Below are 19,893 nucleotides of genomic sequence, written 5' to 3'. Positions count from 1 at the left end.
TATGTTGTTAGGGTCCTGTAATAGTTGATTCGAGTTCGACGACTTTTTGGAACGATTCATCATAGTTGCAACTGCAGAACCATCCCTTGGATCCATGTGAAAACTCGAACCTTCCGTATGCATGGGCATCATACAGTCCTATTTCAACTTCTATTATATACTTTGTTGGACTACTTGTTGAAGAACCTATACTTACTTTAAAACCACGAGCTTCGAGGGCGCTGGATATACTGTATACATTATCTTTCTCAACTTCCATCTTAAACTTTCTTGAATCTATCCCTGCAGGGTAATACCATACCCAACCCATCCATGTCGCTTTATAGCATTCGCCCGGTAAAATCCATCCTGGATCACTTCCTTTAGATCCATGGGCAAAGTTTATGCTACCATAGTATCTTGGTCCATTATCTACTCCCCAATATTTCTGAACAGTTGCTATTACACCTACAGCTTTTCCATCCCAGCCTACCCTAGTGGTTTGACCAGTGTCTAATGTTACATCTGTGGTTCCAGCATCTGTGGTGCCACTATAGGTGCAAGCCGCCTTAAATGCAATCTCCCAACCACTCACATACATTTGTCTTGTCTCATTGAGATAATATGCTATGAGAGATGCTCCGACAACAACCACAATTATAATGATTAAGACGGCAATTGGACCTAGAGCTCTCATAATCCTCCCCTGCCCCTATAATATGAGTGCATATTATTCTGTTTAACATAGTCATTTATTTTTTCGGTGGCTAGGTTTATGATAAACATTCTAAGTATTAATATAATTATTAAATCATTTGATACTAGTTTAATGATTTAGTGTATATTATTTTGTAGTGAATACCTATTGAGAGGGTTATGGGAGCTTTGCGCTAATTATATTAGAGCACGTCGGATACCCTGCCCTCTCCAATCCTCACCAGTTAATTAGTAGAGGACTGCTTTAACATGTAATTGAGCAGCATACTCGGCATTAAAATCTGCAAGATCATATTTACCCTCACCAAGCAATCTAACAGCATTCCTTAACAACGCCTCAGATCTTCATTTCAAGAGTTGCGGATAATCGCCGCTCATTCTACATCACAATAACATATATTGTTTAACTTAGGTATTTTTAGGGCTTGTATATTGTGTTAAAACTCTCCTATTTCAACTGCTCCTATGAAAGATGAATATCCTTATTGTTTTGAGGTCTTCAATAGTGTGCTATGTAGTTATTAGGGGTTTCTATGTTATAATTGTTTGAGGGGTTTGTTTTGCATGGTTTGGATCAGTTGATGGATGTTCTGCATGGGATATTGTCTGGGGTATCATTGCCTAGGGGCTCATATATTGTTTTATTTGGCAGTGTGGCTGAGGGGAGAGATAATCTGTTGAGCGATATAGACCTTGCTGTTAAGGGTTTAAGTGTTGATGAAGCTTCTCGAATAGCTGAGCTTATCGAGTCATGTACTGGTAGGAGGGTTGATATTGTGCTTGTTGAGAAAGCAATGCTCCCACTACTATACGAAGCACTTGTCAGAGGAGTGTTTATAGCTGGAGATCGAGAAGCATATGTAGAGGATAAGTGGAAGACACTAATGCTATGGCTAGACTTTGAGGAAATATATCGTTCAACTCATAATTCATACCTTAAACAAGTATTATCAATAAATAATACATAGAGAGGGGTCAGAGAGTTGAGGCCGGGCATTAGTAGAAGAGTGGATAGGGTTTTGAAAGCAATTCAGCGGCTTGACAAATTAGCAAGTATGGGTATTGAGGAAATATATAGTAAAGACCTATTACCAATTCTTGAGAGGGAGGTTGAGGTAATTATACAGGGATTACTAGATATTGGAGGATACATTATATCGGTTAAGGGATGGGATCCTCCATCAACATATGGAGAAATAGGATCAATACTTGCAAAACATGGAGTCCTCAATGAGGAGGAGGGTAGGATTCTGAAGAGCTTGGCTGGGCTGAGAAATATTATTGTACATGTATATGCAGATATAGACTATGAACAATTATTTAAACATGCATATAGGTTAAGATTTAATGCTAGAACAATCCTATCCAAAATAACCAGTTATATTCGTAGAGAAGGCATAGATCCGTAGATAGTACATTATAGGATTGATTCAGGGGATACTGGCTAAGATAATGGTGAAGCTGTTCAATAAGCAACGTAGAGATGTATTGTTAGATATGTTCATAATTAAAAATATAATATGCAATGGGTGCTTGTTGAATATACTAATTTATGCTTACATATCGTGTTGATGCTTATCTCTTCTTTACGGATTTCATGAATTCTATTATCCTATCCGTCTGACTACTTGTTCTTATCGAGTATATTTTTATTGGTTGTACTATTTTGTTAAATGATTCCAGATCCATTAAGATTTTTTCCCTTCAACTTCTGCTTCGAGAATTGTTTTTGGTTTTAGAGCTGAGGGTTCTCCATGGTATAATAATCTTCCTTGGTCAAGTATTGTTATTGTATCTACATCTATTTCTAACCCTATATGGCTTGTAACAACTATTATTGTCTCATGTTTAAGCTTCTGTAAAATGTCCTTCACTACAGGTATTATGAGTATGTCTAAGTTTGAGAATGGCTCGTCTAATAATAGTATTTTGGGCTTCTTGAGGAGTGCTATAATGATTTGAACCCTTTTTCTAAGACCTGCTGAAAGCTCCATATACTTTTTATCTAGATGATCAGTGAGTTTTAATTCGTCTACGAGTTCTCTGAGAACCTGCTTATCTAATGTGAAGGATTCTAGGAGTTCTCGAACCTTAATATTTGGAAATATAACGTCTTCTGCGACGTAGCCTATTAGCTTCATCGCCTCCCTTGGAGAATATTTTAAACCATCAACTATGATCTCTATGCTTCCATTATTAGGCCATGCAAAGCCAGCGATCATTTTCAACAGTGTTGTCTTACCACTACCATTAGAACCAACTACGAGGTTTAAACCCCTCTTAAACTCTGCATATTCCACTTTTAAAACAAACCTCCTATACTTCTTGACAAGATTTCTTACAATTATTCTGTCTAGATCCATCGTCTAACCACCGTGATCGATCCTATGCTAGTCTGATAAGGCTTAATCAATGCTGACACAGTAATCGACACACCGGTCTCACTATAAACATGGATCACAGTGTGTTCGGTAACATTTAGTATTCGTGTATTATTACCTGAGACAATACATATAGTGAGTTTTGTTAATGGATCTATTATGACCTCATACACGCCTCTCCCAAGGTTAACATTGATTGATGCAGAGTAAATGGTTTTCATTGGGTAAAGCGGGGTCTTTAACACCACATGAACATGCGATCCCGGCAGGAAACCCTGCATAAATAATAGAAACTCAGTAGATGTTATAGCAATCAATATAAGTATGGAAACAATTATTCTGATCTTAATACTCAATTCTGTCCGCCCTCCAAATAGATCCTGTGATTGAAGCAAGAACTGTTAAGACATATAATCCAACACCTTCCCCCTTCAACACTATTCTATTAGCTAAAACAATACTTGTCAGAGGATCATATCTCGTACCCAATATTAGTATTAGAGCTATAAAACCCAAAATTGCAAATATACTTGTCGAAAAACTTCTAGTAAATAATGATACTATAGAAGCGACAGCTACAGCAATAATGGTTTCAAGAACCAGGATCTCTAGAGAATATAGGAAAGACTCATTCATTCCACTATAAAGATTTAAAACATACATAATACCGCTAAGATTAACTGCTCCAAGCAGGGAGGAGATGAAACCCAACATGTAAGCTGAGCTAAGCCTCAATAAAAACATGCGCAACCTACCCCCACCATATGTTGCCTCAATAAAGAAATACCTATACTCGATAGGCCTAGCAATAATATAAGCCGTAATTGATCCAATCAATAAGAAGGAAACAGCCGAGACTCCGTCAAGATAATTCATATAAGCTAAACGCAACCGTGTCCTATTAACATATATTGGAGATGTAGGAGGACATAGCTGAACATATTCTTCGCCCCCAGCAGTAGAAGTGTTGTAAAACTCTATAATACCTCCATAAGCATGAGAATAGTGAGGGATAACGTTGAAAGCATAAGCAATAAGTAATGGAGTAGAAATTAGAATAACTACAGCAATAATAATAGAGGCTGAGAATGATTCTCTAAGAAACAGTTTCACCAATCACCCTCGCCTCCTCCTCTTAATAAGCATTATAGCCAACGCTATGATTGAGGCAAAAACACCTACAACCACTACCAGCCTATCCCAGTTAATATAAGTAACAGCATATGGGTAATCATCAATAGACTTTAAATAAGGTATCCAATCCCCAGTAATCCCTAAGTGAAAGCAGTAGAGATAAGTATTATTCCCAATAGGTAGAATACCTTCAATAACTACTGGATAATGATATATGAAATGAATACTAATATATTCATTATAAATATGTAAAGTAGTTAAAGTAAGGTTTTTCCAAAGATGATAATTTGCAGGCTTAGGTTTACCTTGAATAAGATCAACATGTAATTCTTTACCTAGATATACATATATATACTTCGTTACATTATTGTAGCCTAATGCTCTGAAAAAGTATAGTGGGAAGAAACCTATAAACTTCCCGTTAAGCCATGCATAATTATTCGTTGTGTTAACAAGGAATTTTAGGTATAAATGATAGTTTTCCCCAATAATTTTAATAATGTCTCCTCCAGTAGATTGCTCCACATTGTTAATAGAGTGAAACACTATATGATAAGACGGATCCCAATAAAGATATTTAGCACTAATATTAACATATACTAGAGCAAATGATTCATTAACGAATCTATAATCAACAACAACTCTAACCCCGTCTAAATAAGTTCCATTCCCCACAAATGAGTCTCCACGTTTAAATAAGAACTCCACGTTCTCAGCATAATACTCAAGAACACTAGGACGCTGAGAAACAGTGGAATAATCAATTATGCCTATCCCACTGAAGAATAGCATAAACAATATAATAACACTATTTACATATATATTATTAATCAACATATTTTCACCGTAATATACTTAATTATAAAACATATTATAAAACCATAATGATATATAGGGGATTTTTCATATATATTTGTCTAAAAAAGAATATAAAATGAATATCAATTATTCTGAGCACTACTTATATAAATCCATTACGTACAATTGCATCTGCTGTAAGAACATATACATCCTCCCAACTACTACATAATACCCCCCACCACGTGCAATGGGTAACCTCATATACAATATTCGCTGATCCCGTTACTTCCATAACGCCATAACTAAAATATGTTTTCAATGGTCCATGGACCTGCTCACTCGTTAAAGTGAAATGATAGGATTCCCATAAGCCAGGTCCATACCAATCTTTAGCAGTATATCTATCAAATACACCGAAACCAGTCCATTCATGAAGATCCGTGTCATAAACGCCGAGCAGAGCTAATGCTGCAGCATCATATGCATCAGCTCCACTAACATAAACATTGACCGTAAATGTTTTACCACCATAACTGAAGGAGAAAGCAATCGTCGTATCTGCTCCTTTATATCCATGAGATCCGCTATCAGATGATAAAAGAACTGGTTCTAACTCTGCACTTGCTGGTAACGATAAAAACACTAAAGCAACTACTAGAATGAACAGCAAGACACTTAACAACCTCGCAGGAATAGTTCTCATAATCAACATTCCTCTAATCCAGCTATTTCAGTATTTTATTATACAAACAGAATTTCTATTTTTAGAGAAAATTTTATATTCTGTTTATATAATAAAATATAAAAATAAAACCAGAAAAATAAAAATCTATTACTTTACTAATATATTAGAACAATTCTTTATAATTTAAATTGGTTGAAACGAAACTTCTATTTAGAGATTGAAGAGTGTTCAAATATAAACTGTCTTAATTTTTCTTGATAGTGTATAATTTGTAGGATTGTTTCATGGGTTGATGGGGTTGCGGATCCGTAAGCTTAGCATGTATGCTAGGAGGATGAAGAGTTGGGAGGAGGGGTTTAAGGAATTTGTTAGTGTTTTATGTATGGATAATGTTTTGGAAGCATATCTTGTTGGTTCGAGAGCTCGTGGAGACTATTTGCCATATAGTGATTATGATGTAGTGGTTATTGTTAGGGAATCCAGCGACCCCTTAGAGGAGGCTGTGAGGCTTAGGAGGCTTAGGAAGCATAGTTTCCCACTAGACCTCATAGTATTAACTCCTTCACAAGCAAGTGATCCAATATATGATGAAATGTTTAGAACAGCTATAAAACTATGTAGTAAACTCTCTAAAGACAAGTAAATACTCTGTAACAAACATTATCCAGTGTAAATTATTCTCCATAATATACTAGAACTTGTCTAGAAGAGGTAAGTTAGTTATTCTTCTATGTAGGTGTAAATATCTACTCCATATTTTAATGCAACTTCTCTCGCCTTACCCGAAACAAACCCCGCTACTATTGCAAGTTTTGGTTTAACACCTGTTTTCTTCTCATAAAGTTTTGCTACTCGTAGAAGCATCAATATATCTCCAGGATCAACTCTGCTCTTTGTTTTTACAAGTATATGAACATTATTCTTGACAACAACGTCTACATCGATCATTGATGGATAACCAAAAACTATGCCTTCATCATCGAATATACTCTGCTTAGAGGCTGATGCACCGAAATACTTGGATAATAACCCGGCAATAGTGTCTCTAAATACCTCCTCAGTAATAACACCAAACCTATGGGCAATAGTTATCAACACCTTACTGAACCTAGCCATCTCTAAACTCAACTCATTAACTCTCTCCTCTAACATCTGCTGTCTCTCTTCTAATTTGTAAACTCTTTCTTCAAGTTTAGCGAATCTTTCAAGTAGCTCCTTGAACCCTAGTAGCCCCATTAAAGCATATCGGAACTCTCTATCCTCCTCGACAGCTCTCAGAATACGCTCTTTCTCCTCACTACTTAAAACCACTAATATGCACTATTCCCTCTTAGCTCCGGGATCAGTATTTATTTTTTCCTCAGATAAAGATTTTCCACGGTATAAATTAGTATTTCAAGGTATGGGTGATATAGTGAGTAATTGAATGAGTTTGTGACTTATTCATACATTTTTAATGTGGCAGTCTACAATTTAACTCTTAGAGAATGCGTACTTATTGTTGGAAACATGTATTGAGATGATGATGTATTGGTTGGAGATGATAATGAATATGTTGAGTGAGCGATCATGGTTTACAGATCGCATATACTTCGACAAATCCTTTCTTCACTGCTCTAACTCTATAAACTCCTGGCACATCTATACTGTACTCCCCCTTAAACAATGCTATCTTATCCCATTCAATACTTGGTTTTGGAGCTATAATACTACAGTATGGCGTCATCCTCTCCAATAATAACTCAGCAGTTCTAGGCCTAGAGATCAGGTAGCATTTATTGAATACTAGTATGGGTGTGAATGAATCAAACCCCTCCTCCCATATCAACTCCCCACTCCTATACATACCGTTTCCAACACGGATTATGTAGGGGGTGTTCTTTGGAAGGGGTAGTTTTAGTTCGAAGAATCCTAGATACCATTGAATTAATACTCTATCAATATAGAACATATCTGCACGGTTAGATGCTTGAGTACCATAATCCATTAAGTAGCCTGACCAGCAAGAATACATCGTATTATGTAGGGGGTTCAGCCTACGTAGGTCTTGATAGGCCTATGTAGGCTTTGGGATTCATCAACCTCAGCCCCCCTTTCATCGGGGAGCATATCATCGGCCTCCTCCCCGATCCGGGTAACCCCTGCCCACAGCTCCTATGCTGTGGGGTAAACCCTTCATCTTGAACACTTAAAGACCTGCCCCTCAGGTCTCCATCCACAAACCCGCATCCCGAGCAGGCCCAACACCTATAAATACCTATGCAATATTTAACAGTTTCGGTGGGGCGCCGGTTATAAGTATTAAGAATGTGTGTTTAGGGTATTTACCGCTCGACAACACTACTCTCTCATCAACACACCACTTCACACCTGAAACATATGGGAAGTATAGGACTCCCAATAATTCCCCATCTTCACCATGACACTCAACTATATGCCTACCATAATCAGCCACCAAGATCTTCTGTCCCAAGGAGATATTCTTAGAGAATCAATACTAGCTGGTTTAGAGTATTGTTTACTCTAAACCATATAGACTATTAGAAATAAACCAGATCCTGTTCTCAGAATCTAATGCCAACCCAACTACTCCACTGACAGGTAATTCATATTTCTTAATAAATCTTAGATCACCTAGATCCCTTACCTCAACAATATTCCTACCCGTAGCTACGTAGAGATGCTCATTCTCAGCATCAACATATAGCTCGTATCCTCCCCATTTATAATGGGTCTCCACCCCTGCAACCATTGACTCATTCCTAAACTTAGCTATACCGTAGAAGCCTGGATTTCTAGCACTATGAATACCTGCAACAATTTCCTCAGGGTCTAGGGGATTATATTGTGCATCGGAAACATCTAGAAAGTATGCACTTTTAAACCTGGATGGATCATATTTGTGAAGACCTAACCCGAAACCTCTACCCAGTAAACCCACTATAATATCCCCCTGTAACGCTGGGTTATAAATTGTAAATTACATATTATTTTTAATATGGTATATAACATGTTTTAATTATGGGAGATCATTTTATTTATTATTAAGAGTTTATTGTGATGAGGTGTTGAGTGTTTGGATAAGGGAATATATGATTGTTTTAGAAGTATTGCCTCAAAATATGGTCTGAGGTATCTAGTAGTTTACGGCTCCCATGCTGGAGGATATGCTGGTCCTCATAGCGACTATGATGTTGCCGTTAAGGCTGGGAGAAATCTATCACTTGTTGAGCGAGGACTCATATTATCTATGCTTGAAAAGTGTGCTGGTAGAAGAGTTGATCTACTGGTGATCGATGACTGGAACCCTATAGCTGTGTGGGAGGCTCTCTCCAATGGAGACCTAATATATTATTGTGGCAGGGAATGCTTGAACGAATACTATGAAGACTTAGCAAAAGCTATAGATGAAGTAGCTGATCTAGAGCCCCTAATAAAGTTGTTTAGGAGGGAGATGCACTACGCCCTCACCAGGTCTGGTGGCAAGAATTTCTAGGGCTAGGAGGAGCTTGGAGAAGCTTAGAAATATTGTTGAGACACCATGGGATGAATACAGGGTAAACGAGGATCTACAAGCATTGGCTGAGAGGCATTTACACATAGTTTTAGAATCCATACTTGACCTAGCAGCATTCATAGCTGCTCGTAAAGGGGTCTCGAGGGGGCCAAGCTATAGGGAGGTGGTTGAATCAATTATATATGCCAATATTGTTCCAAGAAAATATTCTGACATCCTACTAGCTGTTCCGGGTATGAGGAACATACTTGTTCACGGCTATGCTGAGATAAGGCATGACATAATATATGATACTCTTAGAAACGAGCTAGATAAATTTATGGATCTAGTGAGAATTCTATGGGGGGAAGCAGAAAAACTAGATCCATAAAATAGCGAATAATCAATAACCATTTCTCCCTAAATGCTTGTTTTTATTATTTTATATGTGTTTATTCTTGTATCTGGGAAGTTATATCTTGTCCACAGTCCTTTCCCAATTACTGTTCTAGAAGCCCTAACCACACCCTTACAACCCGCCTCATTAATACAGTAATCACTCTTAAATACAGGCCAACACACTAGACAAACACACTGATACAACACTTAAACATTAACAAACATAAATATCTCCGATAATAAACAAAAACTATACTGCCACCCAATAAGAGTTCCTCTACGAAAACAGATTGTGTTCGGTGAATTGCTTCAATAATTTATAATTATTATCTACTATATCTTCCCATGTATACACCATAAGCTATTACATGATTCTTTGCCTCATCAATTACCTCATTAATGTTTGCTCCTGGTGGTAGTTTGAGTTTTGTATTTAGTGCTAATACTATTATGTAGTATCTATGACTCCCAAATCCTCTGGGGGGGCATGGTCCTCCATAACCTATCTTGCCAAAATTGTTTCTACCCTGCAATCCATACTTTGTAATAGGTGTTTTTGGGATGTTTTCAGGTATTTGTGTTGTGTTTGGTGGGATGTTGTATAGTATCCAGTGATAGAATACTCCGTGGGGGGCGTCTGGATCATACATTATGAGGAGGAGTGACCTAGTATTTTCTGAGATATTCTCTATTCTTAGAGGGAAAGACTCATCTATACCATCACATGTGTACTGGGAGGGTATTCTTGAACCATTACTGAATGCTGGGCTCCAAACCCTGATAGAACCCTGCTTACCCATAATCAATTCTCTGATAGGGCTTGGATAAACTTCATGCACAGGCTTAAACAAAAACATATAAAATACTATACTAACCAGTATCGCCACAACAATGAGGATTAAGATAATAATTAATCTCCTAGACATATCCAGCACCAAACATTGTTTAAAACAATTGTTTAAAACACAATACTTACAAGAAGTATCTACTATTATTATTCTATAAACCTATATGAATATATATAAATTATCTCGGCTAGACTCCGTTAAGGAATTGATCAGCAACTACGTCTCCAACATATCTATTACCTTGATCCCCTATGTGATGAAAAGGTTTAGGGTTGGATAGAAATATTAATGGTTGCCCGTGCATTATCTTTTAGAAACTATGGTTATTTTGGTTATTTTTGATACTTGCACGGGCTTCCCCCTCTTGAGTTGGGGCTTCATTCCTTCATTGAGGGAGTTATCGGGGCTCCACATAGACCACCCAGAGCCCTTCATCCGCAGATATCTGAGTGCAAGGTTCCATGAAGCAATAATGTCGCGAGTAACAATGAATCCATTAGGCAACCTAACATACCTATAGTTTATGAAAATTAATCTATCACCTATAGGTGATTTCTTAGAACTGTATTTTGGATCAATGAATGCTACAGGAATATTCTTTATTAATGCTTTATAGTAGATGTACTCCTGTATTCTACGATATGTCCAGAAATTTATTCTCCAATTAAACCTTTTACCCTTATTATTTGATTTAATATTTTTTAGATCCTCTAATACTATTACCGAGTTATGTTCATCTGCTATCCCTACAATCTTTTTGGCTATATAGTGTGATGTGTCTCTCAATATGTTCTTAGCTCTCCCCAACCATCTAGCTCTAACATTTCTAACCCATTTAACATATCTCCAATTCCTAGGATACCTCTTCTGCAATTTCTCAGCAAGCTTCTTATAATGAAGTGCTCTACGTAAACCCTTGAATGGAATAATACCCATAGATACTAATCTACCATTCATGTCCAGTATAGTATATGTTATGTTGTCAAAATTAATATCAACACCCATAACAGTTCTAGGCTTCCTAAAAACAACTTCTCTCTCAAAAACCAAGTATATCCATATATTATTGTTTCTAAAAGATACAAGTATTTCCTTAAGCTTCCAATCATCACTAATATATTTGTTTATGTAACTGTACCATTTAAGCTTCAAAACTATCCATTCATTATCGAGCACAGCTATCTTCAATGTTTTACTCCTCAAATCTAGTCTATAGTCTTCATAATCTATTCTAGCTGTTAATTTTCTCAATACTGGTTTCCTACCCCTATTCTTCTTAACGGATTTAACAATTTCTTTTGCTCTACGCTCAATTTTGTGGCAGTGATGTGCACGAAAACCCATGCTCCTCAACAAACCATAAAATTTGTCGTGTAGTTTCTTCATAGATGGAATCTTATCTTCAAACCATATATTATCTATAATATACTGTGTCCAGTCACAATATGATCTAAGAAATAGATAGAGTTTGTGGTGGAGGCTGGGATTGGGGGCAACCGCCCTTATCTTAACGGTTGCATAAACCCTCACCCCCAACCCCCACCACCAATAAAAACTATACAAAAATATATAAAACGAACCTAACAACTAACCCTCAAAACAATCATAGTTTTCATAATTTCCAAAACAACCATAGCATCTAAACAAGCGAATAGTCTAAAGATACCTCAATGAAAAGTATTAAAATCCTAATACTGTAAGAGGGAGAAGCTTGTTCAAGTATTTATTGTAGCAAAATGATGTAAGGGAAACCATATGTTTTAAACTAAGTATTATTTTATCTAAAGCATGGTGATCGTTAATTATTAAGCTGATTGTACACTAGATGTATATTTCGCTAAATATTTTTCAGCTAGGTCTCCAACTATTGGCAACTTATATTTTTCTCCTTTTAAAGCCTTCAATATACATATGATCGCTGTTATAATAGCTAATATCCAAACAAGCCAGCCTAGAAAAACAAAGACCAAGCCAATAAATGGTATTAATGCTAGAACATCCAGAATAATTAATATAATCGTGTATCCAAGGAATGTTATAGTTGACTGCATTGCATGGAACCTGACAAATTCGCTTTTCTTTTCAAGAACTAAGAATATTATACCAGTAATCCATCCAAGCACATATGATAAGGCTGCCTCAACATTTTCTTCAATACCAAGAGAAGTCTCCATAATATATCTAACCCCAACTATATAATTAGATAAGAAAATATTATTCAAACTTAAAATACTTTTCCAAACATTTAAATATAATAATTAGATCCTAACAATTTCAAAATATAAATCTATTCAACTATACATAACTCAACAAGTGCTAATAATATTTCATTAATTCTGATATTGTAATGATATCGGAATCTTTGAAATAACTGTTGAGAGATTTAATCTCGTATTCTTCAATTATAAAAGATTTATTCTTATCAGTATTGCCTGAAAAATTTTAACCGAGTTTTTCTGGAATATAACTTCGATAAATGATTCTATATTTTAGCTAAGAACATTTGATTTACCACTTGAATTTACGGATCAAGCATAAGATTTAAGAAAAACTATATTGATTTATTTAATCAAAGATCAAACAGTAACAAGGCTTTTTAATTATGTTTATTAAAAGATTAGTAAAGCTAAAAATTTATTCTACAATATGGTTTCTATAAGATTACTTTCTGAGTAATCCTATTATTAACCCTAATACTACTCCCGCTGTTACAGGTCCCATTGTTAGTATTCCTAGTGTTTGTATGAGACCCATTATAACAGGCCATAGCTTTTGAGCTTCTGAACCCATGTTTAAGAGTAGGTTTTGTATGCTTCCGCCAATGCTCCAAACCGATAATACGGCACCTAATATTATTATTCCTAGAAGTGCTAGTAAGTATTTTAAGACTTTAACAGAGAAATAACCAAGTGCTAAACCTAGTAGGAACTGTATCATGATTACAATTAAAACTTTAGGATTACTTAGCAGAGTATTAGTTATGTTTATAGAGCTAATATTGGTACTAGTATTCGCTGCAAATACGTATGTTGCAGAAACCATGATAGCTACAATCATTATAAATATAGATAGTGAAAGATTTATTTTATTCAATTTTCTCACCTATTTACCACACTTATATTTACTTATATATTACACTTATGATATCATATAAAGCCATATGATGTACTAAGTTTAAACAAATAGTTATCAATGATTTTTCTACGGTGTATTTTGATTAGCAATGAAGTATGGAGTTTTCATGTTCTCGGATGTGCAGTTATGAATCCTGGTATCATTGTTTTCTTTTCAATAATTTTCATTATCCGCATCATAATATACGATAATGCAAAGTATATGATCGCTATTATAGTATATATTTGCAGATAAGCAAATGTAGCGGCACCGATGATTTTTCCAGCATATACTAGTTCTATGACTGTTAAGAAGTATGCTAGTGAACTATATTTTAACAAGTATACTAGTTCATTAGTTAATGCAGGTATGGATGATCTTAGCGCTATTGGAGCAATTATAGATGTCATTGCTTGCCAACGCGTCATTCCAATAGATAGAGCTGCTTCCCACTGTCCTCTAGGAACAGCTTTGATAGAGCTTCTAAGATATTCTGATTGATAAGCTGCACTATTAAGACCCATGCCTAGAAATGCTGCTGTGAGAGGGTCTAGTTTAACGCCTATCTCTGGTAATGCATAGTATACCATGAATAATTGGAGAAGCATTGGTGTACCACGTATTAGTTCAACATATGATAGTAAAGTATAGCGTAGTGGTCGGGGACCGTAAACCCTACCAATAGCTATGAGGAATCCGAGAATGAAACCCATAGTATATGATGTAAATGTTAAGATAAGAGTATTTTTAAGCCCCTCGAGAAACATTGGATAATAAACATATATTATATTAACTACCTCGTCGAAGAAACCCAAGATCTTCTACCCCTGATTGTGGCGATAAACCTCTTAGTTCTCTCATGTTTGGGATTTCTAACTATTTCGCTCGGCGGACCCTTCTCAACTATAACTCCGCCATCCATTATCATTATTTCATCAGCGGCTTCTAATGCGAAGCCTACTTCATGAGTCACTATAAGCATTGTAGTTTTACTCTTTGCAAGCTTCTCAATAACTCTTAAAACTTCACCCACGAGTTCAGGGTCTAGAGCAGATGTTGGTTCATCCATTAATATTATTGATGGCTCCATAGCTATTGCTCGAGCAATAGCTATACGTTGTTGTTGACCGCCAGATAATTGTGCAGGATACTTATTCCATAAATCCTCCCCGATACCAACCATTTCTAAAGCTTCTTTAGCTCTACGTGTTGCCTCCTCCTTAGACATCTTCTTAACCTTCACTAATCCAATCCTAACATTATCTAGAGCTGTTAAATGCATGAATAATATTCTTCAAAACTAGACTGGGCGAATTGAAAAGTAATTCAGTAATCATATATACTGGATGCTATGGATTAAATGATGATATATTAGCAAATATTTTCCTAAGCAAAGGAGCCTATGCATATTTATCTTTCAAAGGAGGAGTAACATGGAGTTTCGGAGACAAGGTATTAGAAGTAATAGCTAAAAGGTTGGCAAATGGAGAAGACATAGTAAAGATATATAAGTCTTTGGATAAAACACTCTTAAAAGATCCAAATTCAGATGCAACACTAGGAATAAGGTATCGAAAATAACTAGCTTACTTACAAAGCTTTTATAATTATAATGGGAAGCCTATTTCCCGGTAGATTGCATCCTGCCCTCATTCCTATCACCTCTTTCTCTATATAATAATATTAATTGCATTATTACTCCGCCTACAAGCATATAATATGCGATCTCGGCGAACTTGTTTGCATATTCTTCATTGTTTAAGGCTAAAAGCACAGCTGCTATGACAAGTAGTATTATAAAGCTAATAATTAAAGTGACCCCTATTGTTTCGATGAAGACCCAACTATTCTTTTTCATCAACACTCTTCGCCACGAGTTATCAATATCTGAATCTATATAGTACCAAGTAAATATATCCTTAGTGAAGTGAAAAATATAACAATATGTTCTCTTCTAAACAAGAGTATATACCAATATATTGGACTGCATTTAATCATCAAAAAATTACAAGTTTATTTATTTAATGTTTTTGGGCTTATTTCTATGGAGTGTTGGTTGTTATGGTGGTTTAGTAGAAGTGGTTTTAAAACATTTTTTAAAGATTATATGAAGACGTATAAAGACGTATAAAATATGCTGTGGATTGATTGGTTATGGAGAAAACTGTTAATGAATCCATTGCTGGTGGTGTTTGGCTTTTTCTGGGATCATTGGTGAATAATGTTTTGGGGCTAGTTTTTTGGCTGGTTATTACTTATATGAGTGGGGTTGGATCAATTGGTGAGGCCTCAGCTATCGTTAGTGCTGCGACTATTGCCTTAACACTTGTATCGGGAGGGCTGAACATAGCTGTTGTGAGGCAGGTGGCGGCTGAGGGGGCGGAGGCTATTGGTGCATCATTGCTTGTATCTCTTATCTTAGCGTTTGTGGCTATGATCTTAACGGTTCCATTAACTTATCTTCTAGGAACAAATCATGTCTTGGTTTATTTAGCTTCTCTTTATGCTGGGCTGAACATACTTCTCATAACATTTCTTTCAATACTTCTAGGGCTTACATTGTTTAAACAATACTTCGAAACAATATCGATCGGTGCACTGGCGAAGCTTACTGTTGGCGCATTGCTTGCCTTGTTGGAGGTGGGGGTGTTAGCTCCTCTAGCAGGGTTTATGGCATATGTTGTTGCCGGCCTTATAGTTGCTGTGTTATTGGTCATGATCTATCATAGGCATAAGATATCATTGAAGACTAGAAGCGAACAAATAAAAGATCTGGTTAAGCTAACGTATTCGAACTATCCCTACATCATAGCTAACCAATTATTAACGGTGCTAAGCGTCTATGTGTTTGCAATAATAGTTGGTGAGGAGGTTCAGACAGGAATACTTTATATTTCGCTTATGATTATGCTAGCAATATTGGCTGTACCTGGATCAATAATAGGGGCTGCGCTACCAATAGGGACAAGGAGCAATACCGATCCATTCCCTGAAAGCTTCAGAATAGGGCTATCCCTTGCAACTCCTATTATAGTGTTAACGATACCCTTTACTAAACCAATCCTACAACTAATTAATCCAAATCTTGTATCCGGGGCATCCGCGCTCGAAGTATTATTGTTATCTATAGCGCCATTGACTGCATTAACTACGATCATTAACAAATTGAATAAGGAAGGCAAGACGAGGAATATAGCGGTAATAGGTTCAATACGTTTGATAACGCTTCTAATCCTATTATACTTCCTTGCAAGAAGCATGGGGGTATATGGTGCAGCTATTTCATTCCTATTATCGAATACTGTAGCATTAATGATAGCCCTGAGAGAAGAGGTAAGGATATTGAAGACTTTGATAATTCTATGGATTCTGCACATCTTAACAGCAATACTAATGATCACATCCATACCAGGCATTATAGTGGCAGTACTAATGACTACTATATCAATTATCACATTACAATACACAAAAACTTATACGTTAAAAGACTTGAAAAACACTATAAGCATTGTGAGGAAGACGCTTTTGTAGGAGTTAGAACATGCAGATCGATCCTTGCCCCTTAGAGAAACATTTTTGATCACCAAACCTTTCTAAACCAGAATAGTTATCAGAACCCTCTTCATTTTCGAAAATAATATGTTCTGGCTCCTTAGAAGCTTTCACACAATACTTATCGGGGAGAAGAAGATCTAAATACCTATCAGCCTTGACCTAGGTGTTTTTATTCTAGGACATATTTCTTTCAATAGTTTCACGACTTTCTCATATGTTTCGGGCACGCTTATATTTGTTATCAGCATTCCTGACTCCCTATATATTTCTAATATGTACTCGTCGCCGTCAGCTGAGGATATGTGTAAATAGGCCATGTCAAGAATTTGATCATTATATTGTAGCTTACCGAATGCTAAGCCCAGACCCTTCACTTCAGAGCCCAGAGTCTTTGAGATCAACATTTTCAGGTCGCCAACCCCCACACTTTTTAATCTGTCTATAATAGCTCCCTTCTCCTCTCCTATAAATTGTATAATGCCCAAAGTGAAACCATCCAACCCATAAATACTAAGCCTCAAAGCAATACAGCCCCTAATAAATTATAAGCCTCCACAAATATTAAACCATTGTAAACAGAACAACCACTAATACGAGCCATCTAATCCCTCAGACACATACTCCACAAAACCTAACAACCCCTCTAATCACTGCATATGTTTCATAGAAGCTCAGCTGTCATATACTATTTGAAGAGTACATACCAGCTACTATAGCAGATTATATCTACCTATGCAGGATCCTGAACATACCGGTTAAAACAATATCCCCCCTATTAAGCCTCATAACTAGGCTCTACCATGCAGGAGGCCCTACATATACAGTCTTCCTAGACGCAGATAATGAAGCATCGAGATCTCGCTGGAAGAGTAGAGAGAGCACGTCTGAGAGACTCAGTTATCTCAGAATGCAACGGACTATTCTTTTATATATAATACGAATACTTACTAGAGACAATTTTATAGATATAGATACAAGCAGGCAATATTTATGGAAACTCACGAGAAAATAATATATAATATTAGAGGCGTTCAGTCTTAGAGGTTTGTTAAGGGCTTCATTACTAGTAGGAGGATAACTCTCGAACTTGATCCTTTCCTAAGGCTTAAACCTGACATTCATGGTATGGAGAATATTTTAAGGAGTTTAGGTTTTAGTAAAGAAGATGTAGTTATTGGACTTAATCTTAGGTTTTTTATGGGAAGAGTATTTGCTAGGGTTCTCTATAGTGTAGTTAAGACTCTCGCTAAATACCTTGAGGCTAATAAGCATGTTAAGCTGCTCTACATACCGTTTGGTTGTGGTAGTTTTCCTGATATGTTTTTCGATGACGACTTACGTATTGGATACCTTATAGGAAGATTCTTGCATGATGTCTCGGGTAATAGGTATTACGTGTTGAGCCAGGAGTTTAAGCCGTCAACTATCCTAGGTGTTTTTAAGCTGGTTAAAGCTGTTATTTGTGTCAGGTATCATGCACTAGTACTCGCGCATATGTGTGGAACACCAGTGTTGAATATAGCCTATGATATTAAGGTCTTGGAGTTTGCTGAGCTGGTGAATGGGCTTGGTAGAAGGATTGTTGGGAGGGTTGTTAAGCCGGAAAGTGTTTCTGTGGATTTAGTTTTGTCTTTTCTTAGAAGGTATGTAGGATAGCTTCTATTCCACGGGAAAACAGGGGTATGTTCTACTTTGTCGATCACTACCTAAGGATTGCGGCAATATTTTTGACGAAGATCCATATTGCTATAGGTTTGATATATCTTGTAAACCTGCTTTAGAGAAATATTATTAGAGGGGTTAAATACTTCGGGGACTATACGATCTAATGTTGGGGAATGCTGTTGTTGAAAAGTTGGGGGTTGAAGTGGTGTGGAAGAGGAGAGAACGGTAGTTGTTTTAGGTATGCATAGGTCTGATACTTCCATGATTGCCGGGATCCTAAATATCCTGGGGGTGTATATGGGGGAGAGGTTGCTTGGTGCCAGTTGGTCTAATCCTTTGGGTCATTTCGAGGATCTTGTTTCCTTGGGTTGAATGAGGAGATTTTGAGAGAGGCTGGTGGGAGCTGGGATAATCCTCTGAGTAGGGGGAGTATTCTGGCTTTGAGGGATAAGTTTTCTCCTAGAATTAAAGCATTGAGGAGGGTGGTTAGGGGTTGGGGAGGGATTTATTCTTATTTTGGTTCCCGGTGCTCTTAGCGTATATGGTCTTCAGCTTCTCTATGAAGGCTTTAACATCTCTTACTGCGTATTCTACTTCCCTAGGGGGCATCCAGTTTTCATAGAAGTTCTGGTGGAGGGTGTTAGCTGTTCTCCATAGGCGTCTTAGCTCTATGTCTCCAAGCTTCTCAGCTAGTCTATCCACGTATTCCCAGAGGCTGGCATGGCTTCTTAGCTCTTCACCCTCCTTAGCGACTAATGCTTTAACTATCTGGGAGGCTACACCCCAGGCTTTCTCGGAGGCTTGAGTATAATCTTTCCTAAGTAGGAGCTCCTCGGCTTCACGTATATATTTCTCACATAACTTTAAATGTAGTTCAGCGTTGACTTAGGGATCATTTATACCAAGGATTTTGAGTATAGCTTCACCGATTAGTTCCTCTATAGACTTATCCTCGTATCCAGCCTTCTTCTTAAGATACTCTAAAACCTTATCGGGTAGGACAATGGTGATTGTAGTCAACTATTCCACCACACAATATGATTAGGTTAGCTACCAGTTATTAAAGCTGCCCCTATAATGTGGTACTACATCTATGTGGAATGCTTTAAAGAATGCAAG

At 36.8% G+C, this 19,893-nt stretch carries 30 protein-coding genes; 8 read left to right on the top strand and 22 right to left on the bottom strand.

Going from position 1 to position 19,893, the window contains the following annotated elements:
- Nucleotides 1-7 precede the first annotated feature (7 nt).
- Both SMAR_RS08095 and SMAR_RS08485 read right to left on the bottom strand, forming a co-directional pair.
- Nucleotides 8-676: a hypothetical protein gene (locus SMAR_RS08095; protein ID WP_011839840.1), complete on the bottom strand. Its 669-nt coding sequence runs from the start codon at nt 674-676 to the stop codon at nt 8-10.
- 248 nt (nt 677-924) lie between these two features.
- Nucleotides 925-1,029 carry a HEPN domain-containing protein gene (locus SMAR_RS08485; protein ID WP_148676796.1) on the bottom strand — a complete coding sequence of 35 codons (105 nt, stop codon included), beginning with the start codon at nt 1,027-1,029 and terminating at the stop codon, nt 925-927.
- 227 nt (nt 1,030-1,256) lie between these two features.
- On the opposite strand from SMAR_RS08485, the gene SMAR_RS08090 reads away from it, so the two are divergent.
- Together SMAR_RS08090 and hepT (SMAR_RS08085) are read left to right on the top strand one after the other, a co-directional pair.
- Entirely contained in the window at nt 1,257-1,664 is a 408-nt protein-coding gene (locus SMAR_RS08090; RefSeq protein WP_011839839.1) for a nucleotidyltransferase domain-containing protein, read from the top strand.
- A 15-nt stretch (nt 1,665-1,679) separates the two neighbouring features.
- Nucleotides 1,680-2,105 carry a type VII toxin-antitoxin system HepT family RNase toxin gene (gene hepT / locus SMAR_RS08085; protein ID WP_011839838.1) on the top strand — a complete coding sequence of 142 codons (426 nt, stop codon included), beginning with the start codon at nt 1,680-1,682 and terminating at the stop codon, nt 2,103-2,105.
- A gap of 279 nt (nt 2,106-2,384) precedes the next feature.
- On the opposite strand, the gene SMAR_RS08080 is transcribed toward hepT (SMAR_RS08085), so the two are convergent.
- The 5 genes from SMAR_RS08080 to SMAR_RS08060 form a co-directional block, all read right to left on the bottom strand.
- Nucleotides 2,385-3,059, bottom strand: coding sequence for an ATP-binding cassette domain-containing protein (locus SMAR_RS08080; RefSeq protein WP_011839837.1), 675 nt, complete (start codon nt 3,057-3,059; stop codon nt 2,385-2,387).
- Nucleotides 3,050-3,433, bottom strand: a complete 384-nt coding sequence (locus SMAR_RS08075) for a hypothetical protein (protein ID WP_052833887.1) — start codon at nt 3,431-3,433, stop codon at nt 3,050-3,052. Before SMAR_RS08075 ends, SMAR_RS08080 begins: the two co-directional genes overlap by 10 nt.
- Nucleotides 3,423-4,190 carry a hypothetical protein gene (locus SMAR_RS08070; protein WP_244372534.1) on the bottom strand — a complete coding sequence of 256 codons (768 nt, stop codon included), beginning with the start codon at nt 4,188-4,190 and terminating at the stop codon, nt 3,423-3,425. Before SMAR_RS08070 ends, SMAR_RS08075 begins: the two co-directional genes overlap by 11 nt.
- A 3-nt stretch (nt 4,191-4,193) precedes the next feature.
- Complete coding sequence (locus SMAR_RS08065) at nt 4,194-5,045, bottom strand: hypothetical protein (RefSeq protein ID WP_052833886.1); 852 nt, start codon at nt 5,043-5,045, stop codon at nt 4,194-4,196.
- Nucleotides 5,046-5,172: 127 nt separating this feature from the next.
- A complete protein-coding gene (locus SMAR_RS08060; protein WP_148676795.1) occupies nt 5,173-5,724 on the bottom strand; it encodes a hypothetical protein in 552 nt (183 codons plus the stop codon).
- A gap of 271 nt (nt 5,725-5,995) precedes the next feature.
- Here SMAR_RS08060 and SMAR_RS08055 point away from each other — a divergent pair, with 271 nt between their 5' ends.
- The gene (locus tag SMAR_RS08055) at nt 5,996-6,340 is read left to right on the top strand and encodes a nucleotidyltransferase domain-containing protein (protein ID WP_011839833.1); all 345 of its coding nucleotides are present in this window, start codon (nt 5,996-5,998) and stop codon (nt 6,338-6,340) included.
- A 77-nt stretch (nt 6,341-6,417) separates the two neighbouring features.
- Here SMAR_RS08055 and SMAR_RS08050 read toward each other — a convergent pair whose 3' ends face one another.
- The 4 genes from SMAR_RS08050 to SMAR_RS08035 all read right to left on the bottom strand — a co-directional run bounded on the left by SMAR_RS08050 (nt 6,418) and on the right by SMAR_RS08035 (nt 8,638).
- The gene (locus tag SMAR_RS08050) at nt 6,418-7,008 is read right to left on the bottom strand and encodes a DUF3782 domain-containing protein (RefSeq protein WP_011839832.1); all 591 of its coding nucleotides are present in this window, start codon (nt 7,006-7,008) and stop codon (nt 6,418-6,420) included.
- A gap of 256 nt (nt 7,009-7,264) precedes the next feature.
- Nucleotides 7,265-7,684, bottom strand: coding sequence for a hypothetical protein (locus SMAR_RS08045; RefSeq protein WP_052833884.1), 420 nt, complete (start codon nt 7,682-7,684; stop codon nt 7,265-7,267).
- 270 nt (nt 7,685-7,954) lie between these two features.
- A complete protein-coding gene (locus tag SMAR_RS08040; RefSeq protein ID WP_052833883.1) occupies nt 7,955-8,155 on the bottom strand; it encodes a hypothetical protein in 201 nt (66 codons plus the stop codon).
- A gap of 60 nt (nt 8,156-8,215) precedes the next feature.
- The gene (locus tag SMAR_RS08035) at nt 8,216-8,638 is read right to left on the bottom strand and encodes a hypothetical protein (protein ID WP_011839830.1); all 423 of its coding nucleotides are present in this window, start codon (nt 8,636-8,638) and stop codon (nt 8,216-8,218) included.
- Between the two features lie 135 nt (nt 8,639-8,773).
- Here SMAR_RS08035 and SMAR_RS08030 point away from each other — a divergent pair, with 135 nt between their 5' ends.
- Together SMAR_RS08030 and hepT (SMAR_RS08025) are read left to right on the top strand one after the other, a co-directional pair.
- A complete protein-coding gene (locus tag SMAR_RS08030; RefSeq protein ID WP_011839829.1) occupies nt 8,774-9,193 on the top strand; it encodes a nucleotidyltransferase family protein in 420 nt (139 codons plus the stop codon).
- 13 nt (nt 9,194-9,206) lie between these two features.
- Nucleotides 9,207-9,584 (top strand): type VII toxin-antitoxin system HepT family RNase toxin, encoded by a 378-nt coding sequence (gene hepT / locus SMAR_RS08025; RefSeq protein WP_011839828.1) that lies wholly within the window; start codon nt 9,207-9,209, stop codon nt 9,582-9,584.
- A 29-nt stretch (nt 9,585-9,613) separates the two neighbouring features.
- On the opposite strand, the gene SMAR_RS08595 is transcribed toward hepT (SMAR_RS08025), so the two are convergent.
- The 7 genes from SMAR_RS08595 to SMAR_RS07995 form a co-directional block, all read right to left on the bottom strand.
- Nucleotides 9,614-9,775, bottom strand: coding sequence for a hypothetical protein (locus tag SMAR_RS08595; protein ID WP_169696950.1), 162 nt, complete (start codon nt 9,773-9,775; stop codon nt 9,614-9,616).
- 143 nt (nt 9,776-9,918) lie between these two features.
- Nucleotides 9,919-10,518: a YbhB/YbcL family Raf kinase inhibitor-like protein gene (locus SMAR_RS08020; protein WP_011839827.1), complete on the bottom strand. Its 600-nt coding sequence runs from the start codon at nt 10,516-10,518 to the stop codon at nt 9,919-9,921.
- Between the two features lie 225 nt (nt 10,519-10,743).
- A complete protein-coding gene (locus SMAR_RS08015; RefSeq protein ID WP_244372419.1) occupies nt 10,744-11,970 on the bottom strand; it encodes an IS200/IS605 family accessory protein TnpB-related protein in 1,227 nt (408 codons plus the stop codon).
- A 275-nt stretch (nt 11,971-12,245) separates the two neighbouring features.
- Nucleotides 12,246-12,614: a DUF4870 domain-containing protein gene (locus SMAR_RS08010; RefSeq protein ID WP_011839825.1), complete on the bottom strand. Its 369-nt coding sequence runs from the start codon at nt 12,612-12,614 to the stop codon at nt 12,246-12,248.
- 487 nt (nt 12,615-13,101) lie between these two features.
- Nucleotides 13,102-13,542, bottom strand: coding sequence for a hypothetical protein (locus SMAR_RS08005; RefSeq protein WP_244372417.1), 441 nt, complete (start codon nt 13,540-13,542; stop codon nt 13,102-13,104).
- A 137-nt stretch (nt 13,543-13,679) separates the two neighbouring features.
- Entirely contained in the window at nt 13,680-14,369 is a 690-nt protein-coding gene (locus SMAR_RS08000; protein WP_011839823.1) for an amino acid ABC transporter permease, read from the bottom strand.
- Nucleotides 14,348-14,836, bottom strand: coding sequence for an amino acid ABC transporter ATP-binding protein (locus tag SMAR_RS07995; RefSeq protein WP_011839822.1), 489 nt, complete (start codon nt 14,834-14,836; stop codon nt 14,348-14,350). Before SMAR_RS07995 ends, SMAR_RS08000 begins: the two co-directional genes overlap by 22 nt.
- 32 nt (nt 14,837-14,868) lie before the next feature.
- Here SMAR_RS07995 and SMAR_RS07990 point away from each other — a divergent pair, with 32 nt between their 5' ends.
- Entirely contained in the window at nt 14,869-15,135 is a 267-nt protein-coding gene (locus tag SMAR_RS07990; RefSeq protein WP_011839821.1) for a hypothetical protein, read from the top strand.
- 40 nt (nt 15,136-15,175) lie between these two features.
- Here SMAR_RS07990 and SMAR_RS07985 read toward each other — a convergent pair whose 3' ends face one another.
- The gene (locus tag SMAR_RS07985) at nt 15,176-15,412 is read right to left on the bottom strand and encodes a hypothetical protein (protein ID WP_148676792.1); all 237 of its coding nucleotides are present in this window, start codon (nt 15,410-15,412) and stop codon (nt 15,176-15,178) included.
- Between the two features lie 290 nt (nt 15,413-15,702).
- Here SMAR_RS07985 and SMAR_RS07980 point away from each other — a divergent pair, with 290 nt between their 5' ends.
- A complete protein-coding gene (locus SMAR_RS07980; protein ID WP_052833879.1) occupies nt 15,703-17,085 on the top strand; it encodes an MATE family efflux transporter in 1,383 nt (460 codons plus the stop codon).
- A gap of 161 nt (nt 17,086-17,246) precedes the next feature.
- On the opposite strand, the gene SMAR_RS07975 is transcribed toward SMAR_RS07980, so the two are convergent.
- Nucleotides 17,247-17,630, bottom strand: coding sequence for a hypothetical protein (locus SMAR_RS07975; protein ID WP_011839818.1), 384 nt, complete (start codon nt 17,628-17,630; stop codon nt 17,247-17,249).
- A gap of 604 nt (nt 17,631-18,234) precedes the next feature.
- On the opposite strand from SMAR_RS07975, the gene SMAR_RS07970 reads away from it, so the two are divergent.
- A complete protein-coding gene (locus tag SMAR_RS07970) occupies nt 18,235-18,765 on the top strand; it encodes a polysaccharide pyruvyl transferase family protein (protein WP_011839817.1) in 531 nt (176 codons plus the stop codon).
- 495 nt (nt 18,766-19,260) lie between these two features.
- Here SMAR_RS07970 and SMAR_RS07965 read toward each other — a convergent pair whose 3' ends face one another.
- Both SMAR_RS07965 and SMAR_RS08695 read right to left on the bottom strand, forming a co-directional pair.
- The gene (locus SMAR_RS07965) at nt 19,261-19,620 is read right to left on the bottom strand and encodes a PaREP1 family protein (RefSeq protein WP_148676791.1); all 360 of its coding nucleotides are present in this window, start codon (nt 19,618-19,620) and stop codon (nt 19,261-19,263) included.
- Between the two features lie 39 nt (nt 19,621-19,659).
- Entirely contained in the window at nt 19,660-19,794 is a 135-nt protein-coding gene (locus SMAR_RS08695) for a hypothetical protein (RefSeq protein WP_280097290.1), read from the bottom strand.
- Between the last annotated feature and the right edge of the window lie 99 nt (nt 19,795-19,893).

This window comes from Staphylothermus marinus F1 (genome assembly GCF_000015945.1).
Taxonomy (GTDB): domain Archaea; phylum Thermoproteota; class Thermoprotei_A; order Sulfolobales; family Desulfurococcaceae; genus Staphylothermus; species Staphylothermus marinus.
Note: the sequence above shows the minus strand (reverse complement) of the source record. Positions and strands in the feature narration are given on the sequence as shown.

Coding starts and splice junctions, on each gene's coding strand:
- SMAR_RS08080 (WP_011839837.1), bottom strand. CDS start 3,059: ATGGATCTAGACAGAATAATTGTAAGAAATCTTGTCAAGAAGTATAGG.
- SMAR_RS07985 (WP_148676792.1), bottom strand. CDS start 15,412: ATGAAAAAGAATAGTTGGGTCTTCATCGAAACAATAGGGGTCACTTTA.
- SMAR_RS08045 (WP_052833884.1), bottom strand. CDS start 7,684: ATGGATTATGGTACTCAAGCATCTAACCGTGCAGATATGTTCTATATT.
- SMAR_RS08010 (WP_011839825.1), bottom strand. CDS start 12,614: ATGGAGACTTCTCTTGGTATTGAAGAAAATGTTGAGGCAGCCTTATCA.
- SMAR_RS08060 (WP_148676795.1), bottom strand. CDS start 5,724: ATGTTGATTATGAGAACTATTCCTGCGAGGTTGTTAAGTGTCTTGCTG.
- SMAR_RS08020 (WP_011839827.1), bottom strand. CDS start 10,518: ATGTCTAGGAGATTAATTATTATCTTAATCCTCATTGTTGTGGCGATA.
- SMAR_RS07970 (WP_011839817.1), top strand. CDS start 18,235: ATGGAGAATATTTTAAGGAGTTTAGGTTTTAGTAAAGAAGATGTAGTT.
- SMAR_RS07995 (WP_011839822.1), bottom strand. CDS start 14,836: ATGCATTTAACAGCTCTAGATAATGTTAGGATTGGATTAGTGAAGGTT.
- SMAR_RS08095 (WP_011839840.1), bottom strand. CDS start 676: ATGAGAGCTCTAGGTCCAATTGCCGTCTTAATCATTATAATTGTGGTT.